This window comes from Pseudomonas sp. CNPSo 3701, from assembly GCF_028674975.1.
Lineage (GTDB): Bacteria > Pseudomonadota > Gammaproteobacteria > Pseudomonadales > Pseudomonadaceae > Aquipseudomonas > Aquipseudomonas straminea.
The window spans coordinates 52,665-75,615 of record NZ_JAQZSI010000005.1 but is presented as its reverse complement, the minus strand read 5'-3'; the positions used below and the strand labels follow the sequence as shown (position 1 = coordinate 75,615).

The following is a 22,951-nucleotide window of genomic DNA, read 5'->3' as shown; positions in this document are numbered from 1 at the left end:
CAGATCTCTTTACTCCTAGCTTTATCGGTTCGCCCTGCCTGGGGCTTTAACCGTTGAGCTGATGGTTATTGGGTTGGTGGCAATGAGCCATCTTCTATCAATAGTCGAGTAAAGTCATCCCGCGATACAGCATGAGAAATGATGAAGCCCTGGACCTGGTCGCAATTAATGCGCCTCAAGACTGCCAGCTCTTCCTGGCTCTCAGCCCCTTCTGCAACGGTGGTCAAACCTAGCTGGCGGCCCAGGTCAGCGATGCTGAGCAGGGCTGAGGCCAGACTTTGATTGGTTGCACAGCCGTGAACCAGGGAACGGTCTATCTTGAGTTCGGTGAATGGAGTGGATACCAGGTTGAAGTAAGAGCTGTAGCCCTTGCCGAAGTCGTCCTGAGCCAGCCCGAAGCCCATCAGGCGCAAACGGCAGGCACCTGCGTAGTAGCTGCTGGAAAGCTGGGTCATGGAGTTTTCAGTGAGCTCGAAGGTTATCTGCCTCGGCTCTGCCTGGTATGTCCTTACTTGCGTCAGCAAGCGGTCGACCAGATCATCCTGGTCGAGCAAGTGCGTAGGCAGATTGATCGAAACGGGCAACTGATAACCCATCTGTTGCCAGCGCGCTTGCGCTGCCAGCGTCTGGTCCAGCATGCCCGTCAACAGGTGATCTTCAAGCCCGTTGCTTTCGATCTCGTCGAGAAATGCACTTGGCATGAGCATGCCTTCATCCGGATGAATCCACCTCACCAGCGCTTCGGCAGCAACGATGCGGCCATCGTGCAGGGATTTCTTGGGTTGAAACCAGGCCTGGATTTCGCCGTTGTTCAAGGCGCGGAGCAGTGTGTTTCTTGAGCGGCAACCCCGTGGTTGGTCGCTTGTTGATCGTGCCTGCTGAGCCAGCTGTTCCAGGCCCTGGTGCAGGGATCGGATATCGGCGACGCCCACCGGCTTGGAGATCAGCCCGGCCACGCGCAGCCCAAGGTTCTTGGCCACCTGACCCGAGCCTACGAGCATGCGGCGCGATGCGGCGGTCATGAGCGCCAGAGCGGGCGGTGCTGGCAGTTGGGCCAGGCGCTGTATCAATTGCACGCCGTCCATCTGCGGCATCATCAGATCGCTCAGCAGCAGGTCGTAGCGCCCCTGGGATAGGCGTTCCATGGCGCTGGTACCGTCCCAGACAAAGTCGACTTCGAAGCCGCCTGCGGCTTGGAAGACATTGGCCAGATAGTGGTGCTGAAAGGGATGGTCTTCCACAATGAGCACGCGATAGACATTCAAAGCACGCCTCTCTGATAGGCCTGCAGGCACTGATAAAGCGCCCGCAAGGTAAACGGTTTGACCAGCAAGTCGTCCATGCCGGCATTCAGGCAGCGATCAGCCTCGTCCAACATGGCGTTGGCTGTGGCGCCCACGATTGGCTGCGTACAGCCCAGTTCGCGCAGCTGCTTGGTGAGTTCATAACCATTCATGCGCGGCATGTTGACGTCGGTGAGAATGATGTCGAAATCGCCTGCGTGCCAAAGTGACAACGCGTCGACACCGTCACGTGACAGCGCCACTGTGCATCCCAGCTCCTCCAGTTGGTCGCGCAGGATCAATTGGTTGATCAGGTTGTCCTCTGCAACCAGGACGTGCAGCTGCAGCTTTGGCTCGAAAGGCGCTTGGAGGGGCGCTGGACTGTGCAGCTCCTGTCGACCCTGCGCTTTGCTCACCGCCCTGTTCAGTGCTCGTAGGTCGTTCAGGCCAATCTGCCAACTGGTCGGCGCTGCGTTAGGGGTGCCGTGTCCATCGACGACAGCAATCACCCGCGGACCCGGCCATGCAGACAAGGGTGACGAACTGGTGGGCGCGGGATGCAGCTCTACCAATACGGCGGTGCCATCTGCGATGGACAGGCTGGGGATACGCGATTGCGCCCGCGCACCCCAGCGGCGTAGCCAGCCAGCGACGTTATCGGCCAGCTCCTGCACCGTCGACCACACGTAAACGGGCTCGTCGAGCAGCGCCATCGCCCAGGCGCCCGCGTCTGGTCTACTCACTTGCTCCAGCGGCAGCGCGAAGGTGAAGCTGCTACCCAGCCCGGGCTCGCTGAACACGCACAGGGTGCCATTCATCAGATCCACCAGGCGTTTGCAGATCGACAGACCCAGTCCGGTCCCGGCTACTACGTTGGTGGTTCCATTGCTCTGGTAGAAAGGATCGAAGAGAAACGGTTGGTCTTGTGCGCGAATACCCTTGCCGGTATCGACAACCTGCCACTGCAGCATGCAGCGTTCGCCTTCCCGGCTTTGCTCTGTCAGACGCAATACGATGCGTCCGCTGTCGGTGAACTTGAGTGCATTGTTGAGCAGGTTGTTGAGAATCTGGCGAATCCGCGTGACATCACCGCGTACCAGGTCCGGCAGCCGGGGGTCTATACAGGCGAACAACTGCAATTCCTTGCCTTGCGCCGCACCGGTATAGCTCTGGATCACCTCTTGGGCGAGTTCGAGTGGCGAGAACACGCTCAACTCCAGGGCCAGTTGCCCCGCCTCGATCTTGGAGACATCCAGTACGTCGCAGATCAGCTGCAGCAGCGTCGCCGAAGAGCCTTCGATGGCGTTCAGATAACCCCGTTGCTGCGTGTCGAGCTGGGTGCGGCCGAGCAGTTCCAGGGTGCCTAGCACGCCATACAGGGGCGTGCGGATTTCATGGCTCATGGTTGCCAGAAACAGTGTCTTCGCCTCGTTGGCCGCATCGGCCAGGGCCCGTGCGCGCTGCAGCGCCAACTCCACCAGCTTGCGTTCAGTGATGTCGCTGAACGCGCAGATCAGAACGTCCTCACGCTGGTAGCGGGTAGGTGCGAAGCTCAGGTACAGGTGGCGCCCGTCGGCCATCTGCAGTTCATCGGTGCTGCTGTGCTCGGCCTCGTCGAAGGCGCGGCGAATCCAGCCGTGACACAGCTGTTCGCGCTCTCCACCGTCGCCAAGCCACTGTTGCGATAAGGGGTTTTCCAGAACTACGGCACCGTCGCTGCGACGCAGTACGCACAGCGCCACAGGGGCGATACGGATAACCGCACTGCTGAACGCCTCGCTTTCCACCAGTGCTTCGATACGGTGGGCGGCAGGCTCGATCAGCCGCTGGTCGATGTGCCGGACCAGCCAAAGCATCAATGCGCTGATGAAGATGCACAGAACAAGGCATAAGGCGAAAGGTGCGGCCAGGCTCGGCAGTAGCGAGCGAAATTCCAGGCTGTAGACGATTTGCCAGTGCGAATAGCTCAGGTGCTTGCGGATGGCCAGGCGGTCGGGCAACCAGCCGCTGCCCTCCCAGCCGAAGCTTGCCGTGGCACGCTGGCTATTCAACAGGCTTAGCGCCTTGGGATGATAGGGCGCGCTGCTCAGAATCAGCTTGCCCGCACCGTCCAGCAGCATGAAGTCGCCTGCCTTTTCGTGCTGCAGGGCACTGAGTAGATCGGGGCCATCGACCTCCAGGCCCAGCCAGCCTGAAGTCGGGCTGCGTTCATCCAGTCGGGTGAAGATGTACAGCGGCGAGTCCAGACGGCTTTGTTCGGTGAGCCACAGTTCGTCGGCGGCCGAGATCTTGCCACTGTCCACTGCAAGCAATCGTTGCAGTACGTCGGTGGGTACCGTGCTGGGTGCTTCGGAGGTGGTGAAGAGCCGCACCAACTCAGGTGTTTGTCGCTGTGGGACATACACCAGATTGACCTGATTGGCCCGCAGGTAATCGAGCATGCGCCTGGTTAACCAGAGGCTCCACAGGTTGCCTGGTTCGCCGAGGCTGATATGCACTTCTTCGCTGGGGGCGCTGTTGAGTTCGCCCTCGGGCGGCGTCAGGTGCCGAACCGTCGAAAGGCCCAGGCTCTTCAGAAGCGTCTGTCTGCTGACGAAGAAGGTCTGGGCGTCAGAGATTGCCTCGTTCATGAAGCTGCGGCGCAGTGAGACCTCTTCATTGAACGCTGAGCGCTGGTAGCTGTAAGCACCCACGTAGACGCCCAGCACCAGTGCCAGGGCAAACAGGCGCAGTAGCCGGCGAGCGGTATGGGGCGTCGAGAAGTCCGAATCGCTGGGCGGGAGAAAATGTGTGAGCTTCATTCTTACAAGGGTAAGAATGTGGGAAGGACGACTGAATAGGACGTATCTGAATCAGTGTCCCCGCCAGAGGGCGAGCGACTATGCCGGTGTAGCTCGCATGAGCAGCTCCTTGGTATCCAGGCGGATGGAGCTGCTCCAGGCGGCGCTTACAGCTCGGTCAGCGTCACCAGGTAGTGGCCTGTTTTCACGGGTTTGCCCGTGGCGGTAACCAGCACATACCGCTGGTCGTGAAGGTGACCGCGAGACGTGTCGGATATGAGTTTGGCCTGCATCTGTGCGTCGGTCGCGGAGCCTGCTTCAAGTGATTGAGGCAACGGTTTTACGGCGACCTTGGCAGGGTGCGATTTGGACGAGCAGGCATCCAGACGCAACGTGTCCGCCGCCGATGAGAACGAACAGGCAGGCTCCACGACACTGCCACTGAAGTGAATGACACCCTGGTTCATGGGGGGCGCCGCGAAGCACGCCGAACAGAGGCCGGAAAACAAAACGAAGACGCGCGCGGACAGTTTCCAGCTCACGTGGATGCTCCAAGGGAAGACGGTGTCCGAGGAGTATCTGCGTGTTCTGTAATTATCTGAAGCGCAGCCGTGCGCCGAGCGACGAGCTGTCATGAACGGCTGGCTTTCGCTGGTACAGGTTTATGCGCGCGTTTTAGGTAAGGCCCAATGGCTTTGTATGAGTGATTGTCGTCGAACGTTACCTCATGGATTCAAAATTCTCGATCAATAGCCAGCCTTTCTCGCACCAGGTTGATCAGTCGAGCGTTGAAAGAAAAAGACTTGAGGCCAAACCTGCTGCCATGGCGAGGCCATGCAGCAAAATAGGGGCTGCCAGCCCTCCGCTGCAGATTCGCACCACACCTAGAATCGCCCCCAGGCAGGCCATCAGCACGAACGACGACCGGCTGTGGTAATCGCCATTGGCTATCACGAACACGACGGTCGTCACCATGACGGCGACCCATTGCCAAGAGCGGCTGTTCATTGGAAAAAGACGAATCAGAAAGTGACGATAGAGAAGCTCGTCACTCAGCGCAGGAATAGTGAGCAGCATCGCGAAGAACACGACCTTTTGGCCCACGGACAGGCTGGAAAGCATCGGTGCGATGAAAGGTTGCGCTTGGCCACCCATTACGGCGTCTACGAGCGTCGTCACAATGAACACTGCTGCCACCAAAGGCAGTGCCATATGCAGGGCTTTGCGGGTGTTGTTTCCCATCAAGGCCCGGATGCCGCCCCTGCCGTGATACTCGAGCATGGCCAATAGCAGCAATGCAGCGCCTGCCAGCCCTTGTGCGGCCAGCATCCAAAGCGGATTCCAGTTGTCTGGGCCGACCAGAGTGATGGTCAGCATCTGCAGTTCGATGAAAATGAATACCGCGACAATCGCCAGACACCACCGACCTATCAGGCGCGGCAGCTTGTTCTTTGCTTCATGGGTGAATCTGCTAGTGGACGTCATGCCCCTTCCTCAACAGGCGGTCATACAACGATGCGCTGCAGTCGGCCTTTGGACTAAGGCCATGAGCGCTGTGAGTGCATCACCTGTGAAGCCTAGGGAGCGAAGGGGAGCAGGTTAATAAGACATATCTCAAAAGCAGCGCCTGAATGGTCAGGGCAATTAGCTTTGCATGGGAGCCTCGGTGGCTGGCCTGCCTGCTGCTTGCCGCCGTTCGCCAAAAACAAGTCGGTGCGTCACCAGGGTTGCCTCGTCAGCTGTTGCCCGACAGAATCGCCGCCGCGTTGCCAAGCCCTGGCCAGCGCTCTACTCACGAGGCTGCCGTTGAACCTACGCCAATTATCGGCACGCCTGGAACGCGTCGCCGCCCAGGTGCCCACCGGGGCCCGGCTTGCCGATATCGGCACCGATCACGGCTACCTGCTCGTCGCCCTGATGCAGCGCGGGGTGATCAGCGCGGCGGTGGCCGGCGAGGTAGCGCTCACACCATTACGCGCGGTCGCGCGCAGTGTGCGCGAACACGAGCTGGGTGATCGCATCGCCGTACGCCTGGCCGATGGTCTGGCGGCCATCGAGCCTGGCGACCGCATCACCGCCATCAGCTTCTGCGGCATGGGCGGCGAGACTATTCGCGACATCCTCGCGCGGGACAGGGCGCGGCTCGCCGGAAACGAGCTATTGATCCTGCAACCCAATGGCGGCGAGCAGCCGCTGCGTCAGTGGCTGATGGATAACGGCTACCGCATCCGCCATGAAGAGCTGCTGCAGGAGAATCGCTTCTTCTACGAAATCATCGTTGCCGCTCCCAGCGAGCCGACGTGCTACAGCGAACGGGAGCTGTACTTCGGCCCGCTGTTGCTGCAAGACCGCAGCCCTGCTTTTCTCGCCAAGTGGCAGCGTCTGCTGCGCCTCAAGCAAAAGACCCTGGCCGGCCTGACCCGTGCTCAGCAGGGCCAGACGGATGAAAAGCTGGAGCGCCAAGTGCGCTGGATCGACGAGATGCTGGCTGCGGACGGCGGTTCAGCGAAGCGCTGAATCCGCCGCACCCATTCAGCTGCCCAGGCGAATACGCTGATCCGCTACCGCCTCTATCAGCGCCTCGTCGTGGCTGACCAGCAAGACCGCAGTGCGGCGTTCCCGGGCGGTTTCCACCAGCAGTTCGATCATCTCCTGCTGGGTGATCAGGTCGAGGCGCGAGCTGGGTTCGTCGGCGAAGATGAACACCGGGTCGAGCAGCAGCACGCGCAGCAGGGAAAAGCGCTGCAGCTCGCCGCCGGAAACGTTGCCGGGCAGGCGGTCGAGCAGGCCGCGGTCGAGGCGCAGGCGGTGCAGCAGCCCGTCGATACGGCTGGCATCGAGGCGATGCAGCTTGACCAGATCGGTCAGGCAGCGGCCCAGGGTGACCGTTGGCGCGAAGGCCGCCACCGGGTCCTGGTAGAGCTTCTGGAAGGCCACGCGCGGCGCCTCGCGGTGCTTGGTCACGCTGCCGCTGCGCGCCTGCATCAGGCCGAGAATGACGTCGCCCAGAGTCGACTTGCCACAGCCCGAGGGGCCGGTCACGCCGACCACTTCGCCAGGGCGCGCGTCGAACGACAAACCCTCGAACAGCACCCGTTCGCCACGCTCCACGGCCAGGTCGCGCACCTGCACCACCGGCTCGCCGCTCAGCGTTGAGGGCATCTCGCGCGGCCAGCGCGCCGGATCGGCATTCAGCAGGCGGCGGGTGTATTCGTGGCGCGGTGCGTCGAGGACCTGCTCGGCGCTGCCGCTCTCGATGACGCGGCCCTTGAGCATGATCATCACCTCGCCACCGAGCCGGCGCGCCACCTCGATGTCGTGGGTGATGATCAGCAGCGCGCCGCCCTCGGCGATGCCCGCCTGCAGCAGGCCGATCACCTCGCCGATACGCGCGCTGTCGAGGCCCTTGGTGGGTTCGTCGGCGATCATCACCTTGGCGCCTCCGGCGTGGGTGGCGGCGAAGGCCAGGCGTTGGGCCATGCCGCCGGAGAGCTGGAAGGGAAACTTCGCCTCGGCCTGTTCGATGCCCAACTGCGCAAGGTCCTTACGGCTTTGCTGGCGGGAGGCCTGGGCGCCCTTGCCAACCACGTAGCGGTAGGTTTCGGCGACCTGGTCAAGGGCACGCATGGTCGGATCCAGGCTCAGCCAGGGTTCCTGGGGCAGTACGGCGAGTTCGCGGCCCCAGGCGGCGCGGCGACCGTTGGCCTGGCCGGGTTCGCGCAGGCCGCCGGCGAGTTCGATCTCGCCGTGGGCGGCGAGGCCCGGTGGCAGGTTGCCGACGATGCCCTGGGCGAACAGGCTCTTGCCCGAGCCGGTTTCGCCGATGATGGTCAGCACCTTGCCTGGCCACAGGTCGATGGACAGCGGCTCGACCAGTTGCGCGCTGGCGGTACGGATTTCCAGGGCGCGGGTGCTCAGCAGTGGTTTCATGGCTTGCGCCCCCCAGCAATCAGCAGCAGTGACAGAACGATGAGAAAGATCACGGTGATTGGCAGGGCGATCACCGCTGGTGCTTCGGCGAAGTACGGCAGCAGCTCGGTGATCATCAGGCCCAGCTCGGCGGTCGGCGGCTTGACGCCAACGCTGACGAAACCCAGGGCGGCGATTGCCATGATCGCCGCGGCCGCGCCAAAGGCGGCGATGGTCATCAGCAGCGGAGCCAGTTCCGGCAACAGGTGACGGCGGATGATGTACAGCGGACCGAAGCCGAGCAGCTGCGAGGCGGCCACCGCCGGCGAGGCCAGCACGGTGCGCGCCAGGGCGCGGGTCATGCGGAAATATTCGATCCACAGCACCAGCGCCACAGCGCCATACAGGGCGAGAAACGAGCCGGGGTAGATGGCCACGATCAGCAGTACCAACAGCAGGCCGGGCAGGGCCAGGAACATCTCGGCCAAGAGGCCCAGCCCCTTGTCGACCCAGCCGCCTTTCCAGGCCGCCAGGATGCCCAGCAGCACGCCGGGAGCGGCCGCGGTGGCGACGCTGACCAGCGCCAGGCCCAGCGACAGGCGCACGGCAGCGGCCAGGCGCGCGAGCATGTCGCGACCCAGGTGATCGGTGCCCAGCGGATGGGCGCTGCTCTGGCCTGCGAGAATCGCGCTGTAGTCCTGCTTGGCGATGTCCACGCCCCAGAACAGTGGTACGCAAACGGCGAAGGCGACCAGTGCCGCGAGCAGGGCGAGGCCGATGTAACGGACGGTCGCGCGCGGTGCGGGCGCCGCCTCGGCGATGGCGATTTCGAGGCTCATGCGGTTCTCCGGCGCGGGTCGATCAGGTGGTTGAGCAGGTCCACGGCGGTATTGAGCAGCACGAACATCAGCCCCATGGCCAACGCGGTGCCCTGCACCATGGGCACGTCGCGCTGGACGATGGCGTGCACCAGGCCATGGCCGATGCCCGGCCAGGCGAACAGGGTCTCGACCACCACCACGCCTTCGATCAGGTACACCAGCTGTACGCCGAGATAGGTCACCACCGGCACGCCGATATTGCGCAGGCCGTGGCGCAGGAATACCTGGGTGCCACTGAGGCCCTTGAGGCGCCCGAAGGCGAAGTAGGCGGACGACGCCACGGCCACGGTGGCGTCCCGCGCCACCCGCGAAGACACTGCCGCCAGGCCCAGCGCCAGGGTCAGCGTCGGCAGGATGGTGTGGGTGAAGCTGCCGTGGCCGGCGGACGGCAGCACCATCAGCCACACCGAGAAGATCATCACCAGAATCACCCCGAGCACGAAGTGCGGGATGGCGCGAGTGACCGTGCTGAGCAGCAGCAGGCCGCGATCCAGCACGCCACCCGGGCGCAAGCCGGCGATCACTCCGATCGGCGGGCCAATCAGAAAGGACAGCAGCACGGCACCGACCGCCAGGCGCACGGAGCTGCCCAGTTCGTGGGCGACCATGTCCATCACCGGCCGGCCGGTAACCAGCGAGTTGCCCAGATCGAGGGTCAGCAAGTCGCCGATCCACGCGGTGAAGCGCCACAGTACCGGTTGGTCCAGGCCCAGTTCGGCGCGCACCGCTTCAGCGGCGGCGCTGTTGACCATGTCGTAGCCATAGCGCCCGGCGGCGATGCGGTAGGCGGCATCACCGGGCAGCAGGCTCATCAGCAGAAAGGTCAGCGCGCCGATCAGCACGGCGACCGTCACCGCCTGCAGCAGGCGAAAGCCCAGCAAGCGGATCATGGGCGCCACCGCATGCTGCTCAGGCCGAAGGTGCGCTCGAACGGGTCGATGGCGGCGCCTTCGATCTGCTTGGATACGGCGATGGACTGGCGATACCAGGCAATCGGAATCAACGGCAGATCATGCTGCACCAGTGCCATCAGCTTGTTGCGCAATTGCTGTTGCTCGGCGGCGTCATTGCTGGCCAGCAGCGCGGTCAGGGTCTGGTCGAACTGCGGGTTGTTCCAGCCCAGCGGGCCCCACTCGGCGCCACCGTTGCCGAAGTCAGCCATCAGGGTCAGCAGCGGGTCGGGCACCAGGGCGTAGTTGCGCGCGTACAGGGCCAGTTGCAGGGTGCCGTCGTTATGGGCGGCGGGGATGGCGCTGGCGTTGCCTACCGCAACCTCCACGTCCACACCGACCTCGCGCAGTTGCGCCTGCAGGGCGGTGGCGGTCAGCGGTAGTTCCGGGCGGTCGGAGTAGGTGAGCAGCTTGAGCTGCAGGCGCTGACCATCCTTTTCCAGAATGCCGTCGGCGCCTGGCGTCCAGCCTTGGGTCTTGAGCAGGTCACGGGCCGCCTGCGGGTCGTACTTCAGCGCTGGCAGGCTGGCGTCGTGCCAGGCCGGCACGCTGCCTGCGAACATCTGCGTCGCGCCGGTGCCCGGGGCGCGCAACACGGCAGCGGTGATGCCTTCGCGGTTGATCGCCAGGCTCAGGGCACGGCGCACCTCGACCGGCGCCGTGGCGCCGTTGCCGGCATTGGCCGCCAGCACCAGCACGCGCGGCACCGGGCCCATCAGCACCTGCACGTTGGGGTTGCGTTGCAGGCGCGCGATGCTCGGCGGATCGAGCTGGAACACCAGTTCGGCGCCACCGCTCTCGGCCATCAGAGCGCGGGTTTCGCCGCGCCCGGCGCCGAGGTAGGTGGCCTTCTCGATGCTCGGTTTCGTTCCCCAGTAACCGTCGAAGCGCTCGGCGGCGAGGCGCTGCGGCGGCTCCAGCAGGGTCAGGTGATAGGGGCCGGTGGCGATGATCTGCTTGACGTTGTCATCGGCGTCATAGGCCGCGCTGGCCAGAATGTTGGTGGACGAGTGCGCCAGCAGCGCCGCCAGCGGTTTGAAGGGCTTGCTCAGGGCGATCACCACGTCATTGCCATTGGCACTGATCGCGGTAATCGGCGCGTCACGCAGCATGCCGGGCTTCTTGCGCGCCGCCTCCAAGGCATGGGCGGCGACGGCCGCGGTAAGGTTGCTGCCGTCGTGAAACTTCACGCCCTGGCGAATCGACAGGGTCCACTGCCTGCCGTCGTCCGACACGCTCCAGCGCTCGGCCAGTGCCGGCAGCGGCTGGCCCTTGGCATCGGCCTCGAGCAGGGTTTCGGTGATCTGCATACGCTGGAAAATGAACCCGGAAATCGCCGGATCCAGCCCACCGATTTCGAACGGCGCGACCACGTCGAACACGCGATCTTCGGCGGCGACATGGCCGGCTGTCAGCGTCAGCCAGGCGGCGAGGGCGCCAGCGAGCAGCGAAAGGTGAGGGCGGGTTCTGAGAGGCATTGGCAGATCCTTGGCAAGTCCGATTGACGAGCAGGAGCCAGTGCCACACTGCCCGATAAGAAAAACGGGCGGGCAATATAGTAATGTTATGTTGTATCGTCTAGGGAGTGATTCGCAACGTTTTGTTACGCGCGTTCAGATCTATGAGGCGAGCGCCGCCGCGGCGAGCAGCGCGTCGATGAAGATCTCCATGGACGCGCTGCGGGCGCTGCCCTGGCGGGTGATGCAGTGGCAGGTCGCGTGGTAGGCGAAGCGCGCTGGCCATATCGGTCGCAGCACGCCGCGCGCCACCAGTACGTCGGCATAGTGGGTAGGCAGATAGCCGATGAAGTGGCCGGAGGCGACCAGCGAGGCGACGGCTTCGGTCGACGCGGCGCTGGATACGCTGTTGAACGGAAAGGTGAACGGCTTGCGGTTCTCCACCACCAGGCCGCGGTCGACGTAATGGGCGGTGAAGATATCGGCATCGCCAAGCGTGCTGTCAGCGCGTTCGAACACCGGGTGGCCCCGGCCGCAATAGAGGTTCTGTTCCTCGCCGAACAACTCCAGGTAATGCAGCCCCGAGAGCTGGTGATCGAACACGCCGATGGCGAGATCCAGGTCGCCATTGATCACCGCCTGTTCCAGCCCTTCGGCAGTGAGCACCTGTAGCACCAGGCGAGTGTCCGGGATAGCTTCGCGCAGCTTGCCCAGAGCGTAGGGCAGGGGCGCCGGCTCCAGGGTGATCAGGTTGTCCAGGCTGCCTACGCGCAGCGTTTCCGGATGGTGAGTATTGAGCAGCACCAGGCGCTGGCGGAAGCGCTCCATGTCGGCATACAGCTCCTGGGCGGCGGCGTATACCTGGGCGCCTTGCTCGGTCAGCTGGAAGCCGCCCTTGCCGCGCCGGCACAGGGTGTATCCCAGGCGCGTCTCCAGATCCCGCACCGTCACGCTCAGGCGCGGCAGGCTGGTGTTCAGCGGCACCTGGGCGGCGGTAAAGCCGCCCGCCTCGACGATCGAACAAAAGATGCGCAGCATTTTCAGGTCGATATCCGAGAGGTTGGCCAGCATGGTGTCGTCCGCTCATTGGGGCTGTGTTAAAGGCCCGCCGAGTATGGCAGCTCTCCGGTAGCCGCTGTGCTCAGAAATGGGTGCTGATGAAATGCCCGGCCGCCAACACCAACCCCATACTCAATGAGGTGAACGACACCAGCGATACCAGGCGAAACGCCTGCGTCGTGTCCACGGTCTTCGAGAAGGCCATGGGCACGAAGGTCAGCGGGTTGACCACGCCGCCGAACATCACCAGCGCGTAGATCCAGCCCGGCATGTCTGGCACGGCGAGGGCGGTGGAGACCATCACGGTGCCCATCACGATCCAGTCGATATGCGCCTGGCGAATGCGCATCGGATTGATCACGCCCAAGGCGCGGGCCTTTTCCGGGTAGTCGACGCAGGTGAGCACGGCGAAGCCGGAGAGGGCGCCAAGGGCGAGGGACAGCAGGGCAGTGGCAAGCAGTACGTCGTTCATGATGAGTTATTCGAAGAGATAAATAAGATGGCGCTGGCGAGGGTTCGTCAGCACCAGCGAGGGCAATCAGCTGTCGCGCAGCGCGATGCCGGTGCGCGGGCGGCGGTCGACGTGCAGCTCGAACACATCCGGGCGAAGGTAATGCCCGGCTACATCAAGGTCGTGGCGCTGGGCATCGACGCAATCCAGATCGAGGGTCGCCAGCACGATGCCAGCCTCGCCAACCAGCGGCGGCGCCAGCCACATGCCATCCGGGCCGACCACTCCGGAGCCACCAGCGAACAGCACGCCATCGACCGATTGTTCAGCACCGGCGCCCTGGCGATAGGCATCGAGCAGGTCAGAGGGCAGATCAGCGGTGGTCAGGTATTGCCCGGCACACAGCACGAAGCAGCGCCCCTCGAAGGCGTAGGAGCGGGCGGCGATATGGTGCATCTCAGGCATGTCCGGCCAGACGGCGACGTGGATCTGCTCGTCCTGGGCATGCAGCGCCTGGCGGGCTAGCGGGTGCCAGTGCTCCCAGCAGATCAGCCCACCAACGCGGCCGACCGGTGTGTCCACCACGCGCAGGCCGGCGGCGTCACCATTGGCCCACACGTTGCGCTCGGTGTGCGTCGGGGTGAGCTTGCGGTGCACGTTTAGCAGGCAGCCGTCAGCGCCGATGGTCACCAGCGAGTTGAACAGCGAGCCACTCTGCGCCCGTGCCCGCTCGTTGATGCCCACCACCACGCTAACCTGGTGCTCGCGGGCGGCGGCGCGTATCGGTGCCAGGCCATCATGCATATCGTCTTGGGCGCCGAGCACCGGGCTGTCGGCCAGCAGCCGCTGATACCAGCGCTTGGCATGGGCGTCGTCCCAGCCGGCCATACCGAACACCCAGGCTGGGTAGCCACTCACCCAGGTTTCCGGAAACACGATCAACTGTGCACCACGGGCCGCGGCCTCGGCGATATGCGCCACGGCGCGTTCCAGCGTTTGCGCGGTATCGAGCACTGCTGGTGGCTGTTGGATAAGGGCGATGGTTTTCTCGTTCATGGGCATGCACCTGAAAAGCGGGTGAGCGAGGGCGGCCCGGCCGCCCTCAGAGGTAGGTTTGCAGAAACAAGGAAGTGGTTAGAGCTGATTCGGTGCAGCGCTTGGGCGCTCGTTGCCGGTCAGGGTCAGCAGGTAATAGAGGCCGCCACCCACCAGCAGGCCGGGGATGAAGGCCACGTCTGCACCGCCCAGCGCCTCGGCGACCGGGCCGACATAGAAGGGCAGCGAAAAGAACGGAATCATGCTGAGGAACGCCGCGGCGTAGGACGCAATGCCCTGCCAGGCCCAGCGCCCATAGATGCCCTGTGGGTTGAAGATTTCGCTGATCGAATACTGGCCCTTGCGCACCGCATAGAAGTCGACCAGGTTCACCGCCGTCCACGGGATCAGGAAGTACAGCATCAGCAGCACGAAGCCATTGAAGCTGGTCATGTACGCCTCGGGCAGCGAAAGCGAAACGATGATCGATGCCACGCCCACCAGCGTCAGCCCGGCCACGCGCAGGCCGAGGGTCGGGCGTACCGGGCGGAAGCCGTCCACCGCGCTGAGGCCGGTGAGCATCGCGCCGTAGCAGTTCACCCCGGTCACCGACAGCTGCGCGGCGGCGCCGACCAGCACCACGAACACGCCAAAACCTGCGAAGAAGTAGTTGCCGGTGGTTACCAGCGCGACGATGCCATCGGCGCCCGGCTGGTAGGTGGCCAGCACCGCGCCCAGCGACATCAGCCACACCGCCGAGCCGGCCGCGCCCAGGTACGTCCAGAAGATCAGCTTGCCGCTCGGCGCATCCTCGGGCAGGTAGCGCGAGTAGTCGGACACGTACACCGAATAGCTGATGTTGTAGCCGGCGGCGAGAGACAGCTGCACCAGAAACGCGGTGGTGTCCCAGTGCGGCGTGGCGGCTACCGTCACGGTCGAGGCCTGGGGCAGGGCGGTGACGGCCATCACCGTAACCACGGCGAAGGTGGCGATCAGCACATAGGTCAGCCAGCGCTGCACGAAGTGCAGCAGGTCATAACCCACCACCGCCAGGATGATCGACAGCACCACCAGCGCCGGGTACCAGAACGCCTTGGAGCCCGGCAGCACGAGTTGCAGCGCCTGGGTGACCAGAATCACCCCGAACACGATAAAGCCGATGTACACGAACACCGTCGCGGCGAACGGCACGATGGCGCCGCGGCTGCCGAACTGCGCGCGGGATTGGATCATCTGCGGCAAGCCCATCTTCGGGCCCTGGTTGGCGTGCAGCGCCATGAAAATGGTGCCGAAGCAGGCGCCGAGCGCCACCGCAAGGATGCTCCACAGCATGCCGAGTCCCATGCTCGGGCCCGTGAAGCCGACCATCATGGTCAGGAAGACGAAATTGCCGGTGAACCAGAACGGTCCCTGGTGCCAGATCTTTCCATGGCGTTCTTCACGCGGCACGTAATCGATCGAGCGGACTTCGAGCTTGGGCAGCTCACGTCCGGCATTGCTCGGCGTGTTCATAGGGCGCCTCTTGTTGTTATGCGCTTATCTGGAAGCCTTTGCACCGCGGGCTGAGCCCATGCCTGCGCAGGCGACCTCAGTATTGGGGGCGCTCTGGAAGGCTGTAAATTCCGGGTTTCTCAAGCTGACTTTCGCGAAAGTGAAAGCATTCGAGCGCGCACAGGCAGGCGTTTTTTGAGGGCGGGTGACGAGGACGAAGGTGAAAGCTAAATACGTTGCTTATGCGGATGGCATATCGACCAAGATCACTGGATAGCTTGGGCGTCCAAATTTTGGCGACAAAATAAAGTTTCTTGCAGGTAAGTCGATATGAACGTGCAGAGCATGCTCTTGATGCACCGATCAAACCGCAGCCTGGCACTGAAAGATTGCCCTTGGAGACTCCTGCTTGACCGCTCTAGATAGCTACTTTCAGGTACGCCTCAGCCACGTTCTGCTGCTAATCTGTTAAGCCTTGTAACAAAGTTCCGCTGTCTAGCAGCGGCACGCCTTGCCGCCGCTCCTGCCTCGCTCCCCCGACCTTCTTAAGGATGAGATTCGCCATGAACCTTCGATCCATGCCCATCGCCCGCCGGAGTCTGTTGTGTTTTGGCACCATTGCCATTCTGGTAGTGATGCTGGGACTGTTCAGCCTTTACCAGATGAGCAATATCCGCAGCGAGAGCGAAGTGATCGAGCAGAACTCGATTCCGGCTATCGTGTCGAGCAGCAAGCTGGCATTGGCGCTGGCACGCCTGCGCCTGGAGACCCTGCGTCTGGCCGCCGACCCCGCCAAGGTCGATGCCACCTACGTGAAGATCCAGGACATCGGCGTGCTGATCGAAGCCGAACTGGCGCGCTACAAAACCATGATCGTGTCGCCCGAGGAGCAGGAGCACTTCGGCAAACTGACCGATATCTTCCATGAGTACCTGCAGCATGACGCGACCCTGGTCACCCTGATCAAACAGGACCGCATGGATGATGTGCGCGACCTGCTGGCGAAACGGCTGAACGATCTGGGCATCGCCATGAATGCGTCCTCGGGCAAGTTGCAGAGCATCAACCTCGACGAGGCCAACCATCACACCGAAGTGGCAGTGGCGCTGTTCGCCAACTCGCAGAAAGTCACCGTGCTGGCCATCATTGTCGCCGTGGCGCTAACCCTGCTGCTGTCCTGGCGTATGACCCACAGCCTGACGGCGCCGTTGGGCAGTGCTGTTGCCGCGGCCCAGACCATCGCCTCGGGCGACCTCACCCGCCAGCTTGACCTCTCCGGCAAGGACGAAGCGGCCCAGCTGCTGCAGGCCATGCACTCCATGCAGACCACCCTGCGTAGCACCCTGGAGCACATTGGCAAGTCCGCCGAGCAACTGGCTGCCTCCACCGAAGAGATGAGTGCGGTGATGAGCGAGAGCGCCCAGGGTTTGCAGCAGCAGAACAACGAGATCGAGATGGCCGCCACCGCCGTGACGGAGATGAGCCACGCCGTGGAAGAAGTGGCGTCCAACGCCGTAACCACCTCGGCCGATTCCAAAGCCGCCGCCGAAACCGCGCGTTTCGGCCAGGTGCAGCTCACCGATACCCTGAGCGCCATCGGCTCCCTGACCAGCAACGTGCTGAGCGCCTCGGATCAGGCTCGTAATCTGGCCGAGCAGACCCAGAACATCAGCAAGGTGCTGGACGTGATCCGCGCTGTGGCCGAGCAGACCAACCTGCTGGCCCTCAACGCTGCCATCGAGGCCGCGCGTGCTGGCGAAGCTGGGCGCGGTTTCGCCGTGGTAGCCGACGAAGTGCGCTCGCTGGCCCATCGCACCGGCGAGTCGACCCGGGAAATCGAACAAATGATCGGCGGCATCCAGCAGGGCACCAACCAGACCGTCTCGGCCCTGATGACCAGCGCCGACCAGGCGCGCCAGACCCAGGAGCAGGCCAGCGCTGCCAATCAGGCCCTGAGCACCATCACCCAGGCGGTCAGCGGCATCGACGAACGCAACCTGGTGATCGCCAGCGCCGCCGAAGAACAGGCCCAGGTCGCCCGCGAAGTGGACCGCAACCTGGTGCGCATCCGCGACCTGTCGATCCAGACCTCCGCCGGCGCCGAACAAACCCAGACCGCCAGCCAGGAACTGTCGCGCCTGGCGGGTGACCTGAGTGGGCTGGTGCGTCGCTTTAAGGTTTGATGGTTGTTGTTCGTGTTAGCCAGGGCAGGAGGCCCCGCTTGGCAGACAGATAGCCATAGGTGCGATGGGCGGTATCTCGCTGGAGTAGGCCTCGGTCACGCACTTGTTAAGGCGGTGTATCTCATTTGTGCGGTACTGCGGTTGAGGGCGTAGCAAGATCAAATGGCCGGACCTATACTCGCCGACATGAAGACGCTCACTCTCGAACTCGACGGAACCGATCCACGCAAGCTTTCTATGGCTCGCGTTACGGACTATCTGCGTGAGCTAGCTGAGCTTTTTGGCTCTCACGAAAGCGTACATTTTGACTCGGTTACTGAGGGTTGTGTCTGTCTGAATACATGGATAGAAGACGACAAGTACCCTCATGTACTAAATCGCGTGCGTGAGGCCGCTCAGGGCATAGGGCCTAAGCGAGCAAGAAAAGCTTACATGCAGCTATCTGCATTGATGGAGCAGGACCGCGTTGACGGTATCCTGCAAACTCCAGATGCGAATATTTTGCAGTTTCCAAAAGCCAAGGCTGCTGAGCCTGCAATGGTCGTTATTAAGCAAGGTAGCGTCCAAGGGCGCCTCTATATTGTTGGTGGGAAAGACGATACGGTTCCTGTTCGGCTTGAAGGTGCAGATGGCGAAACTCTGCTTTGCGAGGCCAATACTTTGCTAGCTGAAGAGTTAGGAAAGTTGCTCTTCAAGCACATTCGCGTTCATGGCAAGGGAGAGTGGGAAAGCCGGCCAAATGGAGGTTGGAGGCTACGCAAGATGATCATCCAATCCTACGAGAAACTTGAGAGAGTTTCTCTGCGCAGTGCCGTAGGTAAGCTTAAAGCCGTTGGTGGCATGAGCTGGAATGAAATGGATGATCCTCATGGAACGATCCATAACCTAAGGGGATGAGGTGCGCATAGTTCTAGACACCAATGTGCTCGTTCAAGCATTGAGAAATGCGAAAGACGGCATCGTCTTGGTCGATCCCGCCACTGGAAAGAACGTCGATAGGGCCGAGACTAGGGCTGAGGCCCTAGTCGAACAAATCGATGTGAGGGGCGGTACGGTGCTTATCCCCACCCCTGTCTTGGCTGAGTATCTGGTGGGGGTTGAACGGTCCCACCATCAGCAACATCTTGATATCGTCAACGGTGTTTCATGCTTTGAAATAGTCGCCTTTGATCAAATCGCGGCTGTCGAGTGTGCGCGTATGGTTGATGACAATGAGTTGAAGGTTCTGGATCCCGATGCTATCAAGGCAAAGCTGCGGTTTGACCGTCAGATCATCGCTATTGCACTTGCAAACAATGCAGATGAGATTTGGACCCATGACAAAGGCCTTTATAAAAAGGCTCAGCGCTGTGGGCTTGTTGTGAAGTGTCTAGCTGATATAGAGCCTAACCCGCAGCAACTTGAGGCGGACTTAGGGCAATGAGTTAAACCGAAGATGAGAAGATTTATTTTGCCTGTTCTGGGCTGGCTCTTATCTGGTTCTCAAACCTCATTAAATCCCGCATCTTGCTCACCACCATCTCGATAACCCTCTGCTCATCGAACTCCCCAAGCCCCCACTCAAAACCAATAATGGTTTTTCCCTCCGTCCAGGGCGCCTTGGTTGGCTTTGTGAACAGCTTGCGGCCTTCGTCCATCAGCGCCTTGTCGACGTCGCACAGATACACCCTTACAAAAGGTCGCACCTGTTCCAGGCGGCAATTCAGGTAAAGCACCACATCCGACCAGCCTTCCCAGTCGTTGCAGGCGTAGCGAAGTGCCGGGCCGTTCTCCCAGGTATGTCGCCGGGTGTAGGGCGTGTAGCCGGGGACTTCGGCCTGCAGCCGTTCGAGAATGCGCTTGTCGAGTTCATCGATGGCCTTGTCGCGCAGCTTGTTGAGGGCGCTGATCTGCGGCAGGTGGGTGAAGACGAAATCCAGGGTATTGGCGTCCATGCGGCGCTCCACGGCGATGTTTTTCAGGTGCAGCACGAACTCTTCGGCTAACACCCGCCATTTATTCAGAGGTTGGGTTTGCAGCTGGCGCGCCATTTCGTCATGGATGGCGGCGATCAACCTGGCATAGCTCACGCCTATCCAGTTCTTGGCTTCGCTCTTGCCCGATGGCGAGAGCATCACGCACAGCCGCCGGCGATGTTTATCGTCCTTCAGGCCGTTGGCATATTCCTCGTAGTCGGAAAACGGATTGATCTGGCTGTGCAGGATCTTGTTCTCGAGCAGCAGATCCCAGCCATCACCGAGCAACAGCAGGTCGATACGGTTGCCGTTCTGTGTACTCACCTCACGCTGAGGTGGTGCACGCAAGGTGGCCTGCAGTTCGTCCACATCAGGCAGGCAATTGAGCAGCGCCTGGAGAAAGCAGTCTCCCTGACCGTGCACCTGGGAAGGGTCGAGGAAGAAGGCCAGCAAGTCGGTAGTGGGGTTTTCGAAATAGCCACGGCCACCAAGCGCGAAGATGCTCAGCTCGTAATCGGGCTGTCGGTAGTGGGCGGCTTTCGCCAGCAGGGTGCGTGCGTCTTCCAGTTCCATGGAGTGGTTTCCCAAGAGAGTTCTTTATTTGTCGGGGCGCCCACGGCGCTATGCTTCAAAGCGCCTGCACAATCCTGCACTTCGGAAACCCCGAGCATCCCCAAAACTGCTGCCCGGCTTTCGCCCCGGATTTCACGGTGCGAATCAGCAGGGCGTTGCCGCATTTCGGGCATTGGCGTTCGGCGGTGGGGTCGCTGCGTCGCTTGAGGTTCTGCACGTGCTCGCGGTGGGTGGCGAGGGTAGGAGCGCTGCGGCCGCTTTGCAGGGTTTGCAGCATGGCTTCGATTTGCGCTTCGGTGAATACCGGCTGCTGGAACGAGCGGATATAGCGAACAAAGCCGCCGCCCTGGGTGACGTTGGCTGGCATCTCGGTCTTGAAGGTGCTGCTGCCGATAAAGCTGATCACCGAATGCAGGTGCTCGGGCGCGATGCCAAGCGCTGCTTCCAGGGCCTTGAGGTGTTTGTAGTTCTGGCGCAATGGGTTCTGGAACTTGAAGCTGCGCCGCCTGAAGCGTTGCGTCCACTGCGCCTGGCGCTCGCCGCCGAAGATCCAGCCGCCCATGTTCTTGGTTTCCAGCACGAAGATGCCGTAAATCGACAGAAACACGTGGTCGATCTGCGTGGTGCCATCCGGGGTGTTCAGGGTGACGTTGTGCAGGCGGCGGTAGGTGTGTTCATCCAGTTGCCGGTGGGCGACGAAACGCACCAGTAGCTCGCCGATATGGCCTTTGGCCCATGGCGATTTGAGCAGGCCAAGCAGAATGAAAACGGGGATAAACCAGCAGAGCGTGCCCCAGACCTGGGCAATGATCGGTGTGAAGTCCATTTCTCAACCATCGGGTAATCCTGATTGAGCCGGATTTTAACCAAAGAATGGTGATGGCACTATGGCATTTCCCGGTTGTTACCTTGATCGTCGCCTGTTTAGAGAACCGCCCGCTTTTAGTGCCTCACCGCTGAACTAGTCGAAGCTCCATGCGCTCAGATGATCGATTCGTCGACATCCGTTCCCATCTTCGGGGAAACGCTGTCTCGCTTAGCTAGTACAGAGGACTCAGCATGACCAAGACCACGCCCGAGAAGGATCTGCGAATAGAGACGATTCGCGGACTGGCGCTGTTTCTGATGGTAGCGGGCCATGTCATCGGCAGTTCGTCCGACCTGGGCATGAAAGTGCCGGACGACTCGGTGTTGCGCTACCTCTACGATTCCCTCGTTTATATTCGTATGCCGCTGTTCACCGCTATCTCGGGCTACGTCTACGCGCTGCGGCCGGTGAACGCCGACTGTGATCTGTCGCGCTTCTACCAGGGCAAGTTCAAACGCGTCGGCATACCGCTACTGACGGTCTCGACGCTGTTCTTCGTCATGCAGATGATCGTGCCCAACACCAACGACAAGCCGCAGCTGGGCGATATTTTCAGCATCTACTTCTTCAGCTACGCGCACTTCTGGTTCCTGCAGGCGATCTTCTGCATCTTCGTGGTGATTTCGCTGCTGGAGAAGGCTGGCCTGCTGCTGACGTTGCGCAACTATGGGCTGGTGTTCGCCGCGGCCCTGGCGGCGTCCTTCGCGTCGGAGAGTTTCCCGAACCTGTTCAGCCTCGACCGGGCGGTGGAGCTGTTGCCGTTCTTCCTGCTGGGCCTGGGGCTCTATCGCTTCAGCGCGCAGTTGATCACCCGCAGCAGCGTCATCACCATGGCCATGGCGTTGGTGATCCTGGTGGGGATCGACCAGGCCTATCTGTTCGCGCTGCTTGATCTCGACGACGCCAACCTCGCTCTGGTAGGAACGGCGCTGGGCCTGGCCGCCATCAGCCTGCTGATCGCCCGGCGCTTCTACTTCATGCCGCTGGCCTGGCTGGGGTACTTCTCCTTCGAGATTTACCTGTTCCACGTCTTCGGCACGGCGGGTGCGCGCATCGTACTGAATAAGCTGCAGGTGCAGGAGGACCTGCTGGTCTTCACCGTCAGCATGGCGATGGGGCTGCTGCTGCCGGTGGCGTTCAAGCTGGTGCTGGAGCGTATCGGCCCGCTGCATTTTCTCAGCGTGGCCTTCTTCGGCGCCAAGACGCGGGTCAACCGCGCCACCGCGCCGCTGCAGAAAAGAGCCACTGCCTGAGTCGGGCGGCATAAAAAAACCACGCCTGGCGTGGTTTTTTCTTGGTTTTGAAGTGCTCAGTCGAAAACGAAGCGGCCACTGAAGACCTGCTGACCGTTCAGCGTTACCGAGCACTGCCTGGCGGTTTCCACTGGCATAACCTTGCCGAGCAGAGACGCCAAACCTTTGTAGAAGACCTTGTCGCAGGCTTCGGTTTTCTCGAATGCGCTGGCATTGCCTTTGGCGTCCGCTTTGATCGCACAACCTTGGATCAGCTCGGCAGAGAGCTTGTCGAGCGCGACGTTTTCTTCCGAGGCGCTGGATTGCAACTCGATAAGCTCATTGCAGCCGCCGCTGACCATGCCTGCCGAAAGCTTGTTCTGAAAGGCGACGCGTTTGAAATCATCGCCTTTGAAGGCGTCCTCTCCATTGACCTTCACCAGATACTGAGAAGGCTTGAAGGGGATGCTGCGAATGCAGAAATCGGTTTTGACCGACTGCCCGTTCACCTGCCGATTCTCGCTCTGGCAACCAGGCTTGGCTGAGGCATAAGGCGCAGTTGATGACTGGCTCGCGCAGCCGGCGAGCAAGGCCAAGGAAATGAGGCAAAGCTGGATTCGAATCATGAAAGTCCCTTTAGGTGTATTGAGTGCATAGCCCGATCAGCCTTGAGGCTTTAGCAGCAAGCGCATGGATTTGGCGCGGTTGTGCCCGTCGGGCGGCAAAGCGTAACAGCGCAAAGGTTAGAAATCCCTGTGCGCTGTCGCATCCACACCTTGAATGGCCGTCAGGGTAAATCAGCCAGGCCTTGGCAAGGCTGATTGACGCGATGGGATCGGGCGCA

General features: G+C 61.8%; 20 protein-coding genes. 5 read left to right on the top strand and 15 right to left on the bottom strand.

What is annotated here, in order from left to right:
- Window positions 1-65: 65 nt before the first annotated feature.
- From PVA39_RS16965 to PVA39_RS16950, 4 genes are all read right to left on the bottom strand, one after another.
- Window positions 66-1,265 (bottom strand): EAL domain-containing response regulator, encoded by a 1,200-nt coding sequence (locus PVA39_RS16965; protein ID WP_274125069.1) that lies wholly within the window; start codon window positions 1,263-1,265, stop codon window positions 66-68.
- Complete coding sequence (locus PVA39_RS16960; RefSeq protein WP_274125068.1) at window positions 1,262-4,084, bottom strand: ATP-binding protein; 2,823 nt, start codon at window positions 4,082-4,084, stop codon at window positions 1,262-1,264. The genes PVA39_RS16965 and PVA39_RS16960 overlap by 4 nt, the downstream gene beginning before the upstream one ends.
- A 146-nt stretch (window positions 4,085-4,230) precedes the next feature.
- Entirely contained in the window at window positions 4,231-4,605 is a 375-nt protein-coding gene (locus PVA39_RS16955; protein ID WP_274125067.1) for a type 1 fimbrial protein, read from the bottom strand.
- Window positions 4,606-4,840: 235 nt separating this feature from the next.
- Complete coding sequence (locus tag PVA39_RS16950; RefSeq protein WP_274125066.1) at window positions 4,841-5,548, bottom strand: CPBP family intramembrane glutamic endopeptidase; 708 nt, start codon at window positions 5,546-5,548, stop codon at window positions 4,841-4,843.
- A gap of 321 nt (window positions 5,549-5,869) precedes the next feature.
- Here PVA39_RS16950 and PVA39_RS16945 point away from each other — a divergent pair, with 321 nt between their 5' ends.
- Complete coding sequence (locus tag PVA39_RS16945; RefSeq protein WP_274125065.1) at window positions 5,870-6,580, top strand: tRNA (adenine(22)-N(1))-methyltransferase; 711 nt, start codon at window positions 5,870-5,872, stop codon at window positions 6,578-6,580.
- Between the two features lie 15 nt (window positions 6,581-6,595).
- Here PVA39_RS16945 and PVA39_RS16940 read toward each other — a convergent pair whose 3' ends face one another.
- From PVA39_RS16940 to PVA39_RS16905, 8 genes are all read right to left on the bottom strand, one after another.
- Window positions 6,596-7,993, bottom strand: coding sequence for an ABC transporter ATP-binding protein (locus tag PVA39_RS16940; RefSeq protein WP_274125064.1), 1,398 nt, complete (start codon window positions 7,991-7,993; stop codon window positions 6,596-6,598).
- The gene (locus PVA39_RS16935; RefSeq protein ID WP_274125063.1) at window positions 7,990-8,811 is read right to left on the bottom strand and encodes an ABC transporter permease; all 822 of its coding nucleotides are present in this window, start codon (window positions 8,809-8,811) and stop codon (window positions 7,990-7,992) included. Before PVA39_RS16935 ends, PVA39_RS16940 begins: the two co-directional genes overlap by 4 nt.
- Window positions 8,808-9,743, bottom strand: coding sequence for an ABC transporter permease (locus tag PVA39_RS16930; RefSeq protein ID WP_274125062.1), 936 nt, complete (start codon window positions 9,741-9,743; stop codon window positions 8,808-8,810). Before PVA39_RS16930 ends, PVA39_RS16935 begins: the two co-directional genes overlap by 4 nt.
- Window positions 9,740-11,281: an ABC transporter substrate-binding protein gene (locus PVA39_RS16925; RefSeq protein WP_274125061.1), complete on the bottom strand. Its 1,542-nt coding sequence runs from the start codon at window positions 11,279-11,281 to the stop codon at window positions 9,740-9,742. Before PVA39_RS16925 ends, PVA39_RS16930 begins: the two co-directional genes overlap by 4 nt.
- A gap of 141 nt (window positions 11,282-11,422) precedes the next feature.
- Window positions 11,423-12,331, bottom strand: a complete 909-nt coding sequence (locus PVA39_RS16920) for a LysR family transcriptional regulator (RefSeq protein WP_274125060.1) — start codon at window positions 12,329-12,331, stop codon at window positions 11,423-11,425.
- A gap of 70 nt (window positions 12,332-12,401) precedes the next feature.
- A complete protein-coding gene (locus PVA39_RS16915) occupies window positions 12,402-12,791 on the bottom strand; it encodes a hypothetical protein (RefSeq protein ID WP_274125059.1) in 390 nt (129 codons plus the stop codon).
- A gap of 66 nt (window positions 12,792-12,857) precedes the next feature.
- Window positions 12,858-13,826, bottom strand: a complete 969-nt coding sequence (locus tag PVA39_RS16910; protein WP_274125058.1) for a carbon-nitrogen hydrolase family protein — start codon at window positions 13,824-13,826, stop codon at window positions 12,858-12,860.
- Between the two features lie 78 nt (window positions 13,827-13,904).
- Entirely contained in the window at window positions 13,905-15,317 is a 1,413-nt protein-coding gene (locus tag PVA39_RS16905) for a purine-cytosine permease family protein (protein ID WP_274125057.1), read from the bottom strand.
- Between the two features lie 542 nt (window positions 15,318-15,859).
- Here PVA39_RS16905 and PVA39_RS16900 point away from each other — a divergent pair.
- The 3 genes from PVA39_RS16900 (at window position 15,860) to PVA39_RS16890 (ending at window position 18,902) form a co-directional block, all read left to right on the top strand.
- Complete coding sequence (locus PVA39_RS16900) at window positions 15,860-17,479, top strand: methyl-accepting chemotaxis protein (protein ID WP_274125056.1); 1,620 nt, start codon at window positions 15,860-15,862, stop codon at window positions 17,477-17,479.
- Between the two features lie 186 nt (window positions 17,480-17,665).
- A complete protein-coding gene (locus tag PVA39_RS16895) occupies window positions 17,666-18,376 on the top strand; it encodes a hypothetical protein (RefSeq protein ID WP_274125055.1) in 711 nt (236 codons plus the stop codon).
- A gap of 1 nt (window position 18,377) precedes the next feature.
- Complete coding sequence (locus PVA39_RS16890; protein ID WP_274125054.1) at window positions 18,378-18,902, top strand: type II toxin-antitoxin system VapC family toxin; 525 nt, start codon at window positions 18,378-18,380, stop codon at window positions 18,900-18,902.
- 22 nt (window positions 18,903-18,924) lie between these two features.
- Here PVA39_RS16890 and PVA39_RS16885 read toward each other — a convergent pair whose 3' ends face one another.
- Window positions 18,925-20,007: a PD-(D/E)XK nuclease family protein gene (locus PVA39_RS16885; RefSeq protein ID WP_274125053.1), complete on the bottom strand. Its 1,083-nt coding sequence runs from the start codon at window positions 20,005-20,007 to the stop codon at window positions 18,925-18,927.
- A gap of 55 nt (window positions 20,008-20,062) precedes the next feature.
- The gene (locus PVA39_RS16880) at window positions 20,063-20,833 is read right to left on the bottom strand and encodes a nuclease-related domain-containing protein (protein ID WP_274125052.1); all 771 of its coding nucleotides are present in this window, start codon (window positions 20,831-20,833) and stop codon (window positions 20,063-20,065) included.
- A gap of 233 nt (window positions 20,834-21,066) precedes the next feature.
- Between PVA39_RS16880 and PVA39_RS16875 the strand changes: the two genes are divergently transcribed.
- Complete coding sequence (locus PVA39_RS16875; RefSeq protein ID WP_274125051.1) at window positions 21,067-22,128, top strand: acyltransferase family protein; 1,062 nt, start codon at window positions 21,067-21,069, stop codon at window positions 22,126-22,128.
- Between the two features lie 56 nt (window positions 22,129-22,184).
- Here the strand turns inward: PVA39_RS16875 and PVA39_RS16870 are convergent, their stop codons facing one another.
- Complete coding sequence (locus tag PVA39_RS16870) at window positions 22,185-22,733, bottom strand: hypothetical protein (RefSeq protein ID WP_274125050.1); 549 nt, start codon at window positions 22,731-22,733, stop codon at window positions 22,185-22,187.
- Between the last annotated feature and the right edge of the window lie 218 nt (window positions 22,734-22,951).